Genomic DNA, 16334 nt, shown 5'->3' on the forward strand with positions numbered 1-16334 from the left:
TTACCTAAAGAAAAATTTTGTGGCTCAAAATTCACTGTGGATCATTGGCTCAACTCGCACTGGCAAAACAACTCGCCTTGTGAGTCAGTTTTACCAATGGGTTGAAGGAGGACTGGATTGGTCAAACCCAAATTCGAGTTCAAGATATCAAAGAACTCCCTCAAAAGCCCCAGGAATTTTAGTGTTTGCGGCTAATGACGATAATCGGCGTGAGCTGGCGGATCGGCTCACAGAGGTGATCCGGGGACGGTATCCAGTACTTTCCAAGACACCTTTAGGTTTTTTCCAAGATGAGGTAATGCTATTTTGGCCCTTGTTAATTGGGCGATTGGATATCAAGGCACAGTTTCCGTTGCGATTGCGTCCTGAGACTGAGCAGGACTTAGCCACCCAGCACTGGCGTACTGACCTGGATAATGATCTACTACAACTGCCAGGGGGGAATGATTACACTAGAGTTCGTCGGCTCCTGGACTTGTTACAATTAGCAGCAGTGAGTGGGATACCTGTTGAAGACATTCCCCACATGTTAACGGTCGGGATTCCAGAGGAGGAAGGAAACCCGGAACTTTGGTCAACGGTGGGAAAGCTGTTGCTAGAGTGGCGAAGCTGGTGTCTAGAGAGGGGATTATTAACCTACGGGATTATTGCTGAACTGTATTGGCGGTATTTGTTGGCAGACCCCACTTATCAGCAGTATTTGCAGCAGCGGTATCAGGCAGTGCTGGCGGATGATGTGGATGACTATCCTGCGATCGCTCGGGATTTATTTGAGACTCTACTCAATCAAGGGGCTGTGGGAGCTTTTAGCTTTAATCCTAATGGACAGGTACGCTTGGGCCTTAATGCTGACCCCAATTATCTAGCGGATTTGGCATCCCGTTGCTTGGTGGAAATCTTACCGGATTTATCGATCGATGCAATGCCGGTTGAATTGGCAAACACAGTAGTGGAATTAATTACTAATTCCATGTTTATTGATGATATACCTGAGTCTATCCAATCGATTCAAACCACCTCCCGCGCTCAACTGTTGCAGCAAACGGCTGGGGTGATTAGTCAAGCGGTCAAGTCTGGGCAAGTGCAGCCTGGTGAAATAGCAATCATTGCTCCAGGTCTAGATGCGATCGCACGCTACACCTTAACGGAAATCCTGACTAACCAAGGCATTGCTGTCGAACCCCTCAATGACCAGCGCCCATTAATTAGCTCACCGATGGTTCAGGGATTACTAACCCTACTAGCGCTAGTGTATCCTGGCTTGGGACGGTTAGTGAATCGAGATGCGATCGCACAAATGCTGGTAGTACTCAGTAGCCAACCACAAGTGCAGGAGTTGAAGGGTGAAAGGTTGAAGGTTGAAAGGTTGAATGTTGAAAGGTTGAAGGTTGAGAGTTCAAATCTGCAACCGGCAACCCTAATTGACCCTGTCCGTGCTGGTTTATTAGCGGATCACTGTTATGCTCCTGATCCTGAGCAACCTCGCCTATTACCAGTGGAGTCGTTTCCTCGTTGGGATAGGTTAGGGCATCAGGCAACAACTGCCTACTCAGAGATTTTCCAATGGTTAGAACTACAGCGGGAGCAACAACAACAGGGTTTGATTCCTTCGTGCCTGGTAGTTTTCGACCGCGCCATTCAGAAATTTTTGTGGCATGGTTCTAATCTCGCCTATGAACAGCTAGCAGCACTGCGGGAACTGATGGAAACCGCTCAACACTACTGGGAAGTGAATGGACGCCTGGGGAAAGAGTTGAAGGTGGATGATTCCAGCCAAACCAAGCAACAACCGTCTAACCGTCAGCGTTCCACCCAAATTATCGCCCAATTCATTCTGATGCTACGTCGTGGCACCGTTACTGCTAATCCCTATCCCGTCCGCCGCCTACCCACAGCTACCAATGCCGTCACCCTCGCTACTATTTTCCAATACCGTGCCGCTCGCCGCTGCCACCGTTGGCACTTTTGGTTAGATGCCGGTTCTTCCCTCTGGCTCAGTGGTGGTGCAGCTACCCTTTTCGGAGCTCATCTATTTCTAAAGGAATGGTCTGGACGTCCTTGGACAGAGGAAGATAAAGTCCAAGCTGATCAACAGCGATTAGAGCGAATTTTGCGAGATTTATTCGGTAGAGTTACAGAGCGGGTTTACTTGTGTCATAGCGAATTAGCGGTTAGTGGCACAGAGCAGAATGGTCCGTTATTATCTTTGATAAATACTGCGTAAATACTGTTTCTTGACAATTCTACTGGAAGTTCCTGGGATATTTCTGTTAGAAGTATTGGCATGTTTGAGTTGAAGTTTGCCCAGGGTGAAGCAGCAAGCTAGATCCTTTTCGTATTAAAAACCAGAGACCAAGCCCAAGACAAGTATCCACAACATCACGCTCAGTGGTGCGCCAAAGAGAATCCCCACGATTGCCCAGCCTCTTTGGTGAGCTTTGAAGTGTTCAATACTCCGCCAGCGACGACTTTTCCAAGCCCATTCATTGCCCTTGGCACCGAGCGCGATCGCCATTAACCAACCCAATTGAGGCACCCATGCTATCAGTCCAATCCAAACATTATTTGTCATAGGCCAAAACCAAGGTATCAAAAAAGCTCCCCAGTTCCAGCCTTTGATTTCATCTGGTATCGGTATTCGAGGATCACCTAAACCCCCTTGACCTGAATTATTCACAAAGGTGGCTCGGGTGGGTCTGCTCAGTTTGTTGCTTTTGCGAGTATTTAGTGTCATGCCCAATTCTAGGGCTAGAATTGCTTCAGACGCACTTTTGAAGCGTTGCTCTGGAGCCGGTTCGGTCAGCTTCTGAATCCAGCTAATCAGGTTAGCACTGAGGTTGACTTGGTCTTTAAAGCAAATGCGCAAATTCCGCTGGGGCAAGTCAGCAGGTGCAGTCCCGGTGAGCAAATGAATCAACGTCGCTCCTAAGCCATACAAATCCGAGGCTGGTACTGCCCTACCACCAAACTGTTCCATGGGCGCGTAACCATAGGTTCCCACTACCGTAAATGTCGCGCCCTCTTGGGAAGCCCGATCCTGTACTGACCCGAAATCGATGACATAAATCTGCCCATCATCTCCTAAAATTAGATTGCTAGGCTTAATATCTCGGTGTAGTACGGCTGGATTCAGCTGATGGAGAAATTCAAGAATTTTCAGCACATCCACAGCTATTTGGCGCACTTCCCCTTCTGTAAATCGTTTACCTTGATTTAGTTTTTCCTTGAGGGAGGAGCCAGGAATATAGTTGTGTACCAAGCAAAACCAGAGTACTCGGTCATCAATGTTAAAATAATCAAGATACTTGGGAATCCGGGGATGATTGAGCTGTTTAAGCACCTGTGCTTCTCGCTCAAAGAGTTTTAAATCGTCCCAATTAACGTCACCACCAAATGCCAGCAGTTTAACAACTACCAATTCTGGAGGTGACACTCTTATGTCTTCAGCTAGCCAAGTTTGTCGTCCAGCATTATGTCCCAGTTGTTGCTTCAGTTGATAGCGCTCATGTAATATCTGTTCGGCTTCCAGCATCTCGGCTTAATGTCCTCAGTGGCTCATCCATCCCATCAGCGTGCTCGGTTAATCTCAAGCTAGATGGGTGGATACAGGGCAAAGGGCAAAGGCTAAAGGGGTGGATTAGATGATGATTTTTCTTACCAATCAATTTGTCTTACGAATCAAACCGATTTATCATTGACATTTGACCCCTCTAGCTCTAATATAGCCAGATTTTTTTGGGATGACAGGGATGTTGACAGTTTATTGACTTGAAATTCTTTGTTCATCATCACCTTCATCTGTCAGACTCTACACACTAGGTGTTAAATCAACCCAATCCCTCAACCACTGGATGGAAGTAAAACGCTAGTCCTAATACCACATAAGCTGCCAATAGCAAAACCCCTTCGAGCCAGTTTGACTTACCATCAGAACTAATCGAATTAGTAATCAAAACAGCTACGGCTACTGCTACCAATTCAAAGGGATTAAAATCCAAATCCATGGGCTGACCCATAAACCACCCAGCCAGCACTAACACTGGGGCAACAAATAGGGCAATTTGCAGACTAGACCCCACGGCTACGGAAACTGAGAGATCCATCTTATTCTTCATCGCCACAGTTACCGCAGTGGCGTGTTCTGCTGCATTACCAATTACGGGCAGTAAAATTACTCCGGTAAACAGCGCTGTTAGTCCTAACTGTGATGTGGCAGATTCCAAGCTATCCACCAAAAGTTCTGACTCTAGTGCCACCAGCAGGGTAACCACTACCAAGACTCCTACCCACAACCAGATATTAGGCAGATGTTGAGATTCGGAACTGGCAATTTCACCCTCCCCTGTTTCTTCTGACTCCATTTCTGCCATTCCCACATCAAACAGATAGGTGTGGGTTTTCATGGAAAATAATAGAGTTAGCCCATAAACCAGAATTAAAACCAGGGCAACTGCCACCGAAAGCTGTTGTAATGTAGATTGAGGAATACCAATGGATGTGGTATCCATTGCTGTCGGTAGCAACATGGCAATCACCGCTAGGTTCATTGAAGAGGCATTCACCCGCGCCACAATGGGCTGAAACTCCTGTTCTTTGTAACGCAATCCACCCAGCAGCATCGCAAATCCCATCACTAGGAGTAGGTTACCGATGATGGAGCCAGTGATGGTGGCTTTAACCACTTCTACTAACCCAGCATTCAGGGCAATTAGGGCAATGATTAATTCTGTAGCGTTGCCAAAGGTGGCATTTAATAACCCTCCTAGGTTTGGACCGAGCACCACAGCAATTTCTTCTGTGGCTGTTCCCATCCATGCTGCTAAAGGAATAATTGCTAAGCAAGAGGTAATGAAGATAACTGCCGAGTTCCACTCTAGAAATTCAGCGGCTACTGAAATGGGAATAAACAGTAGCAAAATTGACAAAATTTGGTTTTTGGTGAGCATTTAGGTTTCTTTACCTCAAAAGAATTACTATTCTAGTTACTCTCGGGGACTAGGGCAGTATCGAAAGGGACTTGGTCAATCCCTCTTCCCATCCCCCCGTCTCCCTAAGCTGTCACGCCCCTAAGCTGTCACGCAGTTAATTTTTGGGTTGAGACTGATGGGGAGATAGGGAGGTGGGGGGATGGTTTGACGGTTTGTTTCATAACATGAACAGATTAAATTTAGACTGGTGTTAGCTAATCAACTTAGATAGGCCAATTAGATAGTCAAGCTACCTGTAGGGTGGGCAAAACCTTGCCCACCCTACCCATGGTGTCTGTGCGTAAGTCCTGAACTTAGATAGCCAAATTAGATAGTCAAGTACCTTACTCTGTAACTGTTGTGCTGCAATATTGCTTTTGGATACTCAACCATTCCTCAAGCGCATCAGTCTTAGGATATATTTTTTAACCATAGAAATTTGCTATGATCTGGTGAAGATTGATAAGATTACCGCAATTTGCATAAACTGATTGGAGTTACTTGAATTAAACCTTGCGGTTGAATTAATCATTGTGTTAAGCATTTAACGTTTGTCCCAACTATCCGCTGTCCCAACTATCCGCTACTTTTGTTCGTTACTGCCAAACCAGTATAAGTTTGCTCAAGGGTATTCGCGCTCCGAGTCCCAAACATGAAGTTATCGGGTTGGGTGAGCTGTGTTGCTGTTTTTTGAATGCATATTCCCATGACTTCAGTAGCTGAACTGCTAGTGTTACAAGCTGAGGAAATAAAGTCCACTGCTAAGTCCACTGCCAAGATCAAACACTACTCGACGCTCAACAATGACTCCCTAGATACGGCCACAGGTGTCTATATTACTATCCACGGTCATTTCTACCAACCGCCTCGGGAAAACCCTGATCTAGATACTATTGAGCGTCAGCCTACTGCTGCTCCGTTTCATGACTGGAACGAACGGATTTACTATGAGTGCTACCGCCCCAATGCCTTTGCTAGGGTATTAAATGACCAAGGGGAAGTGATAGATATTGTCAACAACTATGACTATTTGAGCTTCAATATTGGTCCAACCTTAATGTCATGGCTGGAAGATTACGATCTCGAAGTGTATCAGCGGATTCTGGAAGCGGACAAGAAGAGTTGCGTACGCTTAAATGGTCATGGGAATGCGATCGCTCAAGTTTACAACCACATCATCCTTCCCTTAGCCAATGAACGGGACAAATACACCCAAATCCGTTGGGGAAAAGCGGACTTCCGTTCCCGCTTTGGTCGTGAACCCGAAGGGATGTGGCTGGCGGAAACGGCAGTAGACTATCCCACCTTGGAAGCACTGGTAGCAGAAGATATTCGGTTTATTATCCTAGCCCCTTCCCAAGCTCAACGTTGCCGCCCAATTCCCAGTGAACACACCAGTGAACACACCAGTGAACACAATAGTAATTCTCCATGGCAGGAAGTGGGAGGTGCTCAGATTGACCCTACTCGCCCTTACCGTTGCTTCCTCAAAAATGGCAAATTTATTGATATCTTTTTCTATGATGGCCCAATCTCCAGAGATATGGGCTTCAATGATTTACTCAGCAGCACTGAACACTTTGCCAAGCGTTTGGGTCAAGCAGTACGTGGGAATCATCGCAGTGCCCAGTTGATTGCTGTGGCAACGGATGGAGAAACCTTTGGCCATCACAAAACAGGCACTGAGAAGTGTATTGCCTACGCTTTTACCCATGAGTTTCCCGAGCGTAACTGGACAGTAACCAACTTTGCCCACTACCTTAGCTTTAATCCACCCACCTGGGAGGTGGTACTGAAGCCAGTAACAGCCTGGAGTTGCTCCCATGGGGTTGACCGTTGGCAAGATGATTGTGGCTGTGGTGGTGACGGGAAGTGGCACCAAATGTGGCGTCGTCCCCTGCGGAATGCCCTGGATTGGTTACGGGATCAATTGATTGAGGTATATCAAGAGACTGGTAGCCAATTCTTCCATGACCCTTGGCTAGCGCGGGATGAGTATATCGAAGTGATTCGGAACCGTTCCCCAGCCAATGTGGACAGTTTTCTGGAGCGTCATAGTACTCACCCACTGACGACCGCCGAACACGTGGATGGCTTACGACTGCTGGAAATGCAGCGTCATGCTCTGCTGATGTATACCAGTTGTGGTTGGTTTTTTGAGGAAATCTCCCGTCTAGAAGGGGTTCAGATTTTACGCTATGCTGCCCGTGCTATGGAGTTAGCTGCTAATGTTGCTAAAGTCCAACTGGAAGAAGAATTTATCCAACGCCTTGCTCTAGCACCCAGTAATGTGGAATGCTTTAAAACTGGTGACCAGATTTATCGGCAACTAGTGGTGTCAGCCCAGGTTAGCTGCAAGCAAGTAGTAGCAGACTATGCCATTAGTTCCCTATTTAAAAACTATTCCCAAGAAGACAAAATCTACTGTTACTATGCCCATCAGCAATATTACCAGCTAAAACGAATCGGGGCATTAACCCTAGCTGTGGGACAGTTACAATTGGTTTCTGAGATAACTAGGGAAAGTGGTGATTTTGTGTTTGCCTTGCTATACCTAGGTGGTTGGGACTTCCACTGCTGTATTCAACCCCTTGCTGAATGTCGAGCCTACCGCCAGCGGTTGGAAAGATTATTTAATGCCCTCGAGCAAGCCAGTGCAGCCCACACAATTTTGGTAATGAATCAGCTGTTTGGGCAGCAAAATTTTAATTTGCAGCATCTGTTTCCTGAAGAGCGACACCGGATTATGCAGCTGTTGAGCCAGGAAACCTTGACCCGTTTGGATCAGCTCTATACCCAGGTTTATCGGGATAACTATAGAGCCTTGATGGCTTTCCAGAGAGATGGGTTATCTATTCCCAAGGAATTGCAAGTAGCAGCAGAAATTGCTATATCCAATCAGTGTATTACTGTGATTAGGGCATTAGATAGTGATAGCAGTGATCAGCAGGTGGTATGGAGTAGGTTGGCAGAGTTAGAAGCGATCGCAACAGCAGCGAATCATCTCCACTGTCAGTTGAATACCCTAGAAGTCAAGCAAACCTTAGAAAAGTTAATTTTGCGTACGCTCTGGCAAATTCTTTACGATAGCAACCCAGAGGAAGTGGAAGTCGATATTCAACGGCTAGACAAAATGATTGATGTTGGGAATCAGCTCAATCTAAGCTTATCCTTAGATCGTTGCCAAGAACTTTACTTGCAGTACTTCCATAACCAAATTTTGCCTCAGCTGATCCAAAGCCAAGATTTAAAGAAAGATAGTCAAAACAAAGATAGTGATAGCAATGGCAGCTATCCCTGGCTATGTAAAATGTGTACCTGTAGCACTGCCCTCAGTGCTTCACTTTCCCCAAGCCCCCTACTCAAGTTGGGTCAAACCTTAGCAGTGGATCTCAGTGGTTGGGTCACCAACCTGTAAGCATTCAGCTATCAGCTATCAGCTATCAGCTATCAGCTATCAGCTATCAGCTATCAGCTATCAGCTTTTGAATAAAATAAGCTGACCACTGACCACTGACCACTGACCACTGACCACTGACCACTGACCATAAAAATCTCAAAAAAGTTATAACACCGGGATTACAGCGCAACTATTAAACCCTTGGTTTTCGGCTTTAATTTAAGTTACATAATAATCCCGGTCGGTGTTACCCTAATTTAATTTTAACAAATAATAAGAGTTTTTGGTAGACTCTGCGACATTTTCTATAGCTGTTTACTAACCTCATTGAAAACTGCTATAGTTCAGATCGAACCAAGTTCACTAAGTGGCCAAAAACGGAAACAGGCACGACCAATGACTTTGTCTTTACCTAGAAAACCCCAAACATGGGAATCGTTGCTATTGTTGCGGTTGTCTCCCATGACAAATAGCTGATCTTCTGGCACCTGCACCAGTCCCATCTGATAATGGGGAGGTTGGGCAATGTAGTCCTCGTCTATAGGAGTACCGTTGCGATAAACTTTGCCATCTTTGACTTGAACCGTATCACCGGATGTGCCAATCACCCGCTTGATGAAAGCTTGGTCTTTTGAGTAACCCAAAATTTGTAATTGTGGCGGTAGTTCAAACACTATAATGTCACCGACTCTAGGGGTATGGAAACGGTAAGAGATTTTTTCCACCACTAAGCGATCGCCTATTCCCAAAGTCGGGTACATGGAATCCGAGGGAATGTAGCGAGGTTCTGCGACAAATACTCGAATCAATAGAGCTAAGGCTAGTGCGATCGCAATAATTTGGAAATTTTCCTGTACTTGCTTCCAGAATGGCGTGCCACCCTTGGCCTGTTGTTGACCCTGAGCATCTGCTTGCTGCTCCTGAACAGATTCAGAAGATTCACTCGGTGCTGCTAATTTCTTTTTCTGTGCATCCATACAAGATTTAAATTGACATTTAAATTGACGGTAAGGCAGATTTATGGGTATGACCGCCCCCCTAGCCCTAAACATCTTTACTAGTTTGGCAACTCAGCCAGGATAACACGCTTGATTGCCCTTTTGTGAATTTGCGTTAGTTTAGGAAGTGAGTACTGTTGTTGGACAATGCCCGTGCTGTTTCCACACTCTGTCCTACGTGCGAGTTTAGCGGTTTGTCTTCTGGGTGTGTTGAGTGCCTGCGCCAACACTAACCTAGGTGACGCTTTGCAGCGGTCTTTGGGAGCAGACCCCACACTGAAAGATAACCCACCCAAAAACTTGGGTCGGCCATCTCCGAACAAGCCTCAAAGTACTCCCCAGAAACAGAAGTCAGTACCGTTGCCAGAAGACTTCCCCACTGAGATTCCCCGTTATCAACAAGCAACCTTGGAACAAGTGGAACCCCTCAAAGATGCTGCTGCTCCAGGTAAGCTGACGATTTGGTCATCCCCTGACCCAATTAATTTAATTCAGAACTTTTACCAAAAGACCTTTGAGTCGGGAGGCTGGGAAGTCCTCGACCAGCCAGAAGAGCAAGATGGTGGCACATTCATCGTCCGTCGTAATGACTTGGATGTTACCCTTTCGATTCCTTCTCGTGCCACTACTGGCAAATCGAGCGCTGCCTCCTCATCAAAGCCCCCAGCGGTTGCTACCAACAGCAGTGTGACCACATTTGATATTCAGTACGTCCGGGATGGTAAGGATACCAAAGCTGAGAAACCAACACAAGCTGAGAAACCACAACCATCCCAGAAACCAACACAAGCTCAAAAACCAACACAACCTCAGAAACCAACACAACCTCAGAAACCAACACAACCCCAGAAACCAACACAACCCTCTGAGGTTGCGAGTAAGCCAGCTCAGGTCAGGTCAGGAGAACCTGAGAAATTTACTGACTTGGATAAAGTCCCCCGAGATTTGCGTAAGTATGTGGCAGATTTGGCAAAATTGGGAGTCTTAACCCCAGGCACAGCTAATCCAAAGACCAATGCTGATAGTCAAGGTACTCAGTTTGCCCCCAATCAAACCATAAGCCGCCGTCAGTATGCCCGTTGGCTGATGGATGCGAATAATCGGATCTATGCCAATCGTCCAGGATTGCAAATCCGTTTAGCATCCAAAACTACTCAACCTGCATTTCAGGATGTGCCTCGTACGGATCCTGATTTTCCCTATATTCAGGGATTAGCTGATGCTGGATTAATTCCTAGTCCCCTCAGTGGCGATTCTACGGCAGTATTGTTTCGTCCAGATGCACCATTGACTAGGGAAAATCTGATGGTGTGGAAAGTGCCTCTCGATACTCGTAAAGCCTTGCCCAAAGCCTCTATTGAAGCAGTGAAAGAAACTTGGGGCTTCAAAGATACCGCCGAAATTGACCCGAAAGCATTGCGAGCCGTCTTAGCTGATTTCCGAAATGGCGATTTGGCAAATATTCGCCGAGTCTTTGGTTATACAATATTGTTTCAGCCTAAAAAACCAGTCACCCGTGCTGAAGCAGGAGCAGCGCTTTGGTATTTCGGTTCTCAGGGTGAAGGGCAATCTGCAAAAGAAGCACTGTTTCTTAAACCTCAAACCAGTCAGCCATCAGGGGCACCAAAAGCTAAACCATCGAATTAGGTGCATACAAAACAGCTGAAAACAGCTTTTAATTGTGCTTAAGCACAATTACGAATAGCTATTGTCATGGGTTAGTAATTAGTGGTGATTGGTCAAGTGTGTCAATGGCAGACATGATATAGCACAAGTCAGAAGTCAGAAGTCAGAAGTCAGAAGTCAAACTCTTGCGCTTACTTAGGTTTGAGACTTTTGTCATGTCCGCGCCTGCCCTGGCGACTGCTATATCAAGTCCGGTTAATCACGTCTAAAATGGTTGATCTGATGCCTGTGAATTTTGAATTTTGAATTTTGAATTTTGAATTTTGAATTGCTAATTGCTTATGGTTAGTTAATTTTCAAGGTTCAATTTACTATCAACCAAGAAGGATAAGTATTAAATCGGACATGAGCTGAGATAATTATCTGCAATTAAGTTAAATAACATCATGAAGACACAAATTGCCGCTACAGGATTAGTCTTTTTCTCTTTAATGTTGCCCCTGAGGGCAAATGCTGTCGAGTTGTTTAGCAAGATGTATATCTTTGGAGACAGCCTCTCTGATCAAGGCAATCTGTTTAATGCCACCGTAGAGCGAATTCCCCCCAGTCCACCCTATTTTGAGGGACGTTTTTCCAATGGTCCCAACTGGGTGGATTATCTTGCAGGGGATTTGGAATTAAACCCTACTCTGTTTACCACTCTTGGCTCAGGTGCTATCCCTACTGAAGGCATTAACTTCGCTTTTGGTGGTTCTACTACAGGCACTGTACAAACTGCCCCTGTTCCCTTCTCTGGATTGGAAGTTTTACCAGGATTGCAACCGCAGATTGATGCCTTTACTGTTCCCCTAATACAAGCCGGTCAGTCTGCTGACCCAGATGCTCTGTATATAGTGTGGGCTGGTGCTAATGATTATCTACCCAACCAAGGCACTTTTGAACCATTTACAGAAACTGACACCACCTTGGCAAATTTGTCAGATGCACTCCAAGACCTGACTGATGTTGGGGCTAAGACTATTATGGTCGTTAACTTGCCAGATTTGGGCAATACGCCCATTGCTCTGGGAGTTGATGGACGTGTTCCTGGTACTACCGATGCCCTCAACACCTTGATAGAAGACCATAATTCTGGTTTGTCTGAACTACTGGATCAATTCAGTCAGACTGCCGACTCAGATGTCAATATCATCCCGGTTGATGTTAATTCTATATTTAAGGAAATTCTGGCTCAGCCGAAGGAATTTGGTTTCACCAATGTCACTACTCCTTGTCTGAATATACCAGCACAATTTGTATGTGAGAATCCCGAAGAGTTTTTATTCTGGGATTTACAACATCCAACCACTGGTGTTTATCGAATCATTGCGGATTTAGCCCTATCAGCATTGAACGATCCACACCCAGATAATAACCATCCACACCCAGCTAATAACCATCCACACCCAACTAATGTTCCTGAACCAGCAATGGCTTTAGGTCTATTTGCTTTGGGGGCTTTAGGAATAGGTTCTAAGAGAATAGGGAAGAGGGGATCGGGAATTTAGAATTTAGAATTTAGAATGCGCGAATCGGGAATCGGGAATCGGGAATCGGGAATCGGGAATTGGGAATCGGGAATCGGGAGTCGGGAGTCGGGAATCGGTAAAAATCCTGGTAGTGCTATACAATTCCTGACTTTAGCTCCCGAAACCTTGACCAGACCAACGCCTAAATCACTACATCTTTACCACTATCATCAAAAAATACTAGGAGTTTTTTCCTACTATTACCTGTTCCGAAGCTCCCTCTAGATACCGTTTTCAATTAGATCATGAAACCCAATTCTGAGTTATCATAACATCAAAAAATCCTAGGTTTTCTTTCCTACTATTCCCGACTCCCGATTCCCGACTCCCGTTCCCCTCCTGGGAGGGGTTAGGGGTGGGTTCCGACTCCCTACTCCCGACTCCCGACTCCCTACTCCCGACTCCCTACTCCCTACTCCCTCTTCCCAACAATGACTAACAATTACAACCAACTGTTCAAAACCATAGAAGAGTTAGTTATGCACCATTCCCCTAGTGGTGCGGAAGGGGAAATTGACCAATTGTTACTGCATCGGTTTCAAGCTTTAGGGGTGGAAACTTGGCAGGATCGGGCGGGAAATGTAATTGCTAAAATCCCTGGTAAGGATGCTGGTGCCAGTCCCATTGCGATTACTGCTCATAAAGATGAAATTGGTGCGATTGTTAAACGGATTGGTGACGCAGGACGGGTGGAAGTGCGCCGGTTGGGGGGTTCTTTTCCTTGGGTTTATGGTGAGGGTGTGGTGGAGCTGTTGGGGGATAACTATACCATTAGCGGTATTCTCTCCTTTGGCTCACGTCATGTTTCCCATGAATCTCCCCAAAAAGCGTTGCAGGATGATGCTCCTCTACGTTGGCAAGATGCCTGGATTGAAACTAAATGTAGTGCTACAGAATTGGCAGAGGCTGGGGTGCGTCCAGGCACTCGTATGGTGGTTGGTAAACATCGTAAGAGACCTGTGCGCCTTAAGGATTATATTGCTAGCTATACCCTGGATAATAAGGCATCCGTGGCGATTTTGCTAAGCTTAGCCCAACGGTTGAAAACTCCAGCAGTTGATACCTATTTGGTGGCATCAGCAAAGGAGGAAGTCGGGGCAATTGGGGCTTTGTATTTTACCCAAAATCAATCTCTAGATGCGTTGATTGCTCTGGAAATTTGTCCGTTGTCTGCGGAGTATCCCATCGAAGATGGACCAGCACCAGTGTTGCTCTCTCAAGATAATTATGGCATGTACGATGAAGGGTTAAATCGGGAATTGCAACAAGCGGCAGAAAGTTGTGAGGTACCGATTCAGTTGGCGGTTATTGATGGTTTTGGCTCTGATGCTTCGATCGCCATGAAGTTTGGTCATGTTGCTCGTGCTGCTTGCTTGAGTTTTCCTACTCAAAATACCCATGGTTATGAAATTGCTCATTTGGGTGCGATCGCAAATTGTATCGAGATTCTTGAGACTTATAGTTCATTAAGAATTAAGAATTAAGAATTAAGAATTGAGAATTAAGAATTGAGAATTGAATTCACCATTCTGCCTTCACCATTCACCATTAACCATTAACCATTAACCATTCACCATTCACCATTCACCATTCTTCATTCTTCATTCTTCATTCTTCATTCTTCATTCTTCATTCTTCATTCTTCATTCTTCATTCTTCATTCTTCATTCTTCATTCTTCATTCTTCATTCTTCATTCTTCATTCTTCATTCACCATTCTTCATTCTTCATTCACCATTCTTCATTCTTCATTCTTCATTCTTCATTCACCATTCTTCATTCACCATTCTTCATTCACCATTCTTCATTCTTCATTCTTCATTCTTAGTGTTATCTTCAACCCAGGTTTTGTAGGAACGCCGATGCCCTTTCGGTCTACCCACAACCACCATCACATCCGGGGCTTGGTTGATTTTGGGTTGTCCTTGTTCTGGATACCACAACAAATCCCCGGCAACGAACACATTAGGGTCATCTTTGAATAGGGCTTCCAGGCCATACTTAATGGTGGTAATTAGTTCAAATTGAAGGGTATTGTCCGCCAAGGGTTTGCCGTCACTTTCGGGATAGAAGATGTCATCGGTGGTGGGCTGAAGCTGCTGAACCATAGGAAAAACTGTTACCAGAGCTGATAACCCTATTCTATCCTACTAATTAATAATTTATAAATTATAATTTATAATTTAATTCTACCTTTTGTCTTCTACCTTCTACATTATTAATTCTTAATTATGCATTCACTAGGGTTATTTTATTCTGGATATAGGTAAGGATTTTACAGGCTTTCAGTCATCGCATACCTGAATTATCGAATGTTGAAACGACCTATCCTCGTCAATGCATAAAATATGGCAATTTAGAATGAAACAGCCCTGATGCATTCTTAATTCTTAATTCTTAATTCTTAATTCTTAATTCTTAATTCTTAATTCTTAATTTTTAAAGAAGAGCGATATATCCCTGCTTCAGCTTGATCTATTCTTTGAAAAGCAGCTTGGGAAAGAGCATCGCCGAAAATATCATTCAACGGAAAAATACCTCTAACCACTGACTTACCTAAAGAATAGGCTAATTTGCATAATTCACACAGAAGCACTGTCAAGATTTCTGGCTCTCCATGAAGATAACCAATATAAAACTCTTCCTCTGAAAGTTCCGAGTAACTTTGAATAGCTATACCTCGTAATCTTTCATTTTGTATTAATCCGAAAACTTTTCCCCCAAGCAGACAGTCTTTTACTAACTCAGGAGTAATAGTTTGACATTTAGGAATTAATTGTGTGTAAAAACTTTTTTTTTTATATAATATTTTTTTTCTAATCATTAAAGACCAAATATCATCAAAATGTTTCAGATCTAATTGAATTAATTGGTTGGTATATGAAGTAACAGTATCAGCATCAGCTTTATAAACACTATAACTATCTAGTTTTTTATCTCCTCGGCGAGAGATAATTTTCAACATTAGTTCATTCTCAGACAAGACACAGTAACGTAATATAGGAACATTTATTTTAGATAAATACTTATTTGTATGGGAATCTAATAATTTAGATAAACCTCGCCGTCGATAGCGACGATCTACTCTCAAAGAACTTCGCCAAGCTTCCTGTTTTGACAAAATAACGACTTGCTGCATCGCCACAGGGATATCATCAAGAGTAACTACAAAAACTTTATTTTCAGGATTGTTAATCCGTTTCTCCAATACTAAGTGCATGTAATCTTTTTGATTTTCCCACGTATATTGGCAGAAAGCCAAGATAGGTTCTACATCTGAAATTTTAGCTAAGCGAATCTGGAATTCAGTCATCTATCCTTTGCTGTGGGTGTCTTTACAGGTTCGGTGCGTTACGCTGGAGCGATCGCTATCCCGGCTTTTTGCCACCGATAAAACCATGTTGCCACGATGCACCCACTTTCGATAGTGTTCTGGTAACCTCTCCCATTGCTGATTACTTAAGTTGACTCGATTCATTAATGCACCCTGCCATCGCTTATTGTTTAGGATACAACGAGTTTGACAACAGGCCATAGTCCCAGGTCGGTAAACTGACTATTTATAATCAATTGAGAATTTAAACCTAGGGAAATGCGATCGCGTAGCGTGACCTTTCGGGCAAAGCCCAACGCTTCGCGAACGGTCAATCCCATAGCGGCGACCTAGGAGAATTCCATTCCATTCCTCACCCCGCCTCACCCCATCCATATTCGACTTAAGACCATAACAATTGACTTAACTTTCCTATCTCTGACTAAACCCATAGGTTTTCAT

At 44.6% G+C, this 16334-nt stretch carries 12 protein-coding genes and 1 pseudogene; 5 read left to right on the forward strand and 8 right to left on the reverse strand.

Translation table 11 applies throughout. The annotated features are described in order from the left end of the window. The first annotated feature begins 19 nt into the window (after positions 1 to 19). The gene (locus F6K57_RS11225) at positions 20 to 2224 is read left to right on the forward strand and encodes a recombinase family protein (protein WP_293067496.1); all 2205 of its coding nucleotides are present in this window, start codon (positions 20 to 22) and stop codon (positions 2222 to 2224) included. A gap of 114 nt (positions 2225 to 2338) precedes the next feature. On the opposite strand, the gene F6K57_RS11230 is transcribed toward F6K57_RS11225, so the two are convergent. After that, on the reverse strand, positions 2339 to 3532 hold the full coding sequence (locus F6K57_RS11230) for a serine/threonine-protein kinase (protein ID WP_293067499.1): 1194 nt from the start codon (positions 3530 to 3532) through the stop codon (positions 2339 to 2341). A 295-nt stretch (positions 3533 to 3827) separates the two neighbouring features. Beyond that, on the reverse strand, positions 3828 to 4946 hold the full coding sequence (gene cax, locus F6K57_RS11235; RefSeq protein WP_293024387.1) for a calcium/proton exchanger: 1119 nt from the start codon (positions 4944 to 4946) through the stop codon (positions 3828 to 3830). Between the two features lie 727 nt (positions 4947 to 5673). Here cax and F6K57_RS11240 point away from each other — a divergent pair. Further along, positions 5674 to 8385 carry a DUF3536 domain-containing protein gene (locus F6K57_RS11240; RefSeq protein WP_293067502.1) on the forward strand — a complete coding sequence of 904 codons (2712 nt, stop codon included), beginning with the start codon at positions 5674 to 5676 and terminating at the stop codon, positions 8383 to 8385. Between the two features lie 326 nt (positions 8386 to 8711). Here the strand turns inward: F6K57_RS11240 and lepB are convergent, their stop codons facing one another. Further along, positions 8712 to 9344 carry a signal peptidase I gene (lepB, locus tag F6K57_RS11245; protein WP_293024385.1) on the reverse strand — a complete coding sequence of 211 codons (633 nt, stop codon included), beginning with the start codon at positions 9342 to 9344 and terminating at the stop codon, positions 8712 to 8714. A 168-nt stretch (positions 9345 to 9512) separates the two neighbouring features. On the opposite strand from lepB, the gene F6K57_RS11250 reads away from it, so the two are divergent. Together F6K57_RS11250 and F6K57_RS11255 are read left to right on the forward strand one after the other, a co-directional pair. Next, positions 9513 to 11012 carry an S-layer homology domain-containing protein gene (locus F6K57_RS11250; RefSeq protein ID WP_293067506.1) on the forward strand — a complete coding sequence of 500 codons (1500 nt, stop codon included), beginning with the start codon at positions 9513 to 9515 and terminating at the stop codon, positions 11010 to 11012. A gap of 425 nt (positions 11013 to 11437) precedes the next feature. After that, positions 11438 to 12538 carry an SGNH/GDSL hydrolase family protein gene (locus F6K57_RS11255; RefSeq protein ID WP_293024382.1) on the forward strand — a complete coding sequence of 367 codons (1101 nt, stop codon included), beginning with the start codon at positions 11438 to 11440 and terminating at the stop codon, positions 12536 to 12538. 305 nt (positions 12539 to 12843) lie between these two features. On the opposite strand, the gene F6K57_RS11260 is transcribed toward F6K57_RS11255, so the two are convergent. Next, entirely contained in the window at positions 12844 to 13011 is a 168-nt protein-coding gene (locus F6K57_RS11260) for a hypothetical protein (protein WP_293024381.1), read from the reverse strand. On the opposite strand from F6K57_RS11260, the gene F6K57_RS11265 reads away from it, so the two are divergent. After that, positions 12991 to 14043, forward strand: a complete 1053-nt coding sequence (locus F6K57_RS11265) for a M42 family peptidase (RefSeq protein WP_293024380.1) — start codon at positions 12991 to 12993, stop codon at positions 14041 to 14043. The genes F6K57_RS11260 and F6K57_RS11265 overlap by 21 nt on opposite strands. A 345-nt stretch (positions 14044 to 14388) precedes the next feature. Here the strand turns inward: F6K57_RS11265 and F6K57_RS11270 are convergent. The 4 genes and pseudogenes from F6K57_RS11270 to F6K57_RS11285 all read right to left on the reverse strand — a co-directional run. Then, a pseudogene (locus tag F6K57_RS11270) lies at positions 14389 to 14667 on the reverse strand (Uma2 family endonuclease); the annotation flags it as partial. Between the two features lie 317 nt (positions 14668 to 14984). Then, on the reverse strand, positions 14985 to 15872 hold the full coding sequence (locus tag F6K57_RS11275) for a hypothetical protein (RefSeq protein WP_293024378.1): 888 nt from the start codon (positions 15870 to 15872) through the stop codon (positions 14985 to 14987). Then, complete coding sequence (locus F6K57_RS11280; protein ID WP_293024376.1) at positions 15873 to 16037, reverse strand: hypothetical protein; 165 nt, start codon at positions 16035 to 16037, stop codon at positions 15873 to 15875. A gap of 26 nt (positions 16038 to 16063) precedes the next feature. Next, complete coding sequence (locus tag F6K57_RS11285; protein ID WP_293024374.1) at positions 16064 to 16213, reverse strand: hypothetical protein; 150 nt, start codon at positions 16211 to 16213, stop codon at positions 16064 to 16066. Positions 16214 to 16334: the final 121 nt, after the last annotated feature.

Source organism: Moorena sp. SIO4A5, assembly GCF_010672005.1.
Classification (GTDB): Bacteria; Cyanobacteriota; Cyanobacteriia; order Cyanobacteriales; family Coleofasciculaceae; genus Moorena.

Excerpts from the sequence above, each read along its gene's own strand:
- cax (WP_293024387.1), bottom strand. The coding sequence starts at position 4,946 with ATGCTCACCAAAAACCAAATTTTGTCAATTTTGCTACTGTTTATTCCC.
- F6K57_RS11255 (WP_293024382.1), top strand. The coding sequence starts at position 11,438 with ATGAAGACACAAATTGCCGCTACAGGATTAGTCTTTTTCTCTTTAATG.
- F6K57_RS11265 (WP_293024380.1), top strand. The coding sequence starts at position 12,991 with ATGACTAACAATTACAACCAACTGTTCAAAACCATAGAAGAGTTAGTT.
- F6K57_RS11240 (WP_293067502.1), top strand. The coding sequence starts at position 5,674 with ATGACTTCAGTAGCTGAACTGCTAGTGTTACAAGCTGAGGAAATAAAG.
- F6K57_RS11275 (WP_293024378.1), bottom strand. The coding sequence starts at position 15,872 with ATGACTGAATTCCAGATTCGCTTAGCTAAAATTTCAGATGTAGAACCT.
- F6K57_RS11280 (WP_293024376.1), bottom strand. The coding sequence starts at position 16,037 with ATGAATCGAGTCAACTTAAGTAATCAGCAATGGGAGAGGTTACCAGAA.
- F6K57_RS11250 (WP_293067506.1), top strand. The coding sequence starts at position 9,513 with ATGCCCGTGCTGTTTCCACACTCTGTCCTACGTGCGAGTTTAGCGGTT.
- F6K57_RS11230 (WP_293067499.1), bottom strand. The coding sequence starts at position 3,532 with ATGCTGGAAGCCGAACAGATATTACATGAGCGCTATCAACTGAAGCAA.
- F6K57_RS11285 (WP_293024374.1), bottom strand. The coding sequence starts at position 16,213 with ATGGGATTGACCGTTCGCGAAGCGTTGGGCTTTGCCCGAAAGGTCACG.
- lepB (WP_293024385.1), bottom strand. The coding sequence starts at position 9,344 with ATGGATGCACAGAAAAAGAAATTAGCAGCACCGAGTGAATCTTCTGAA.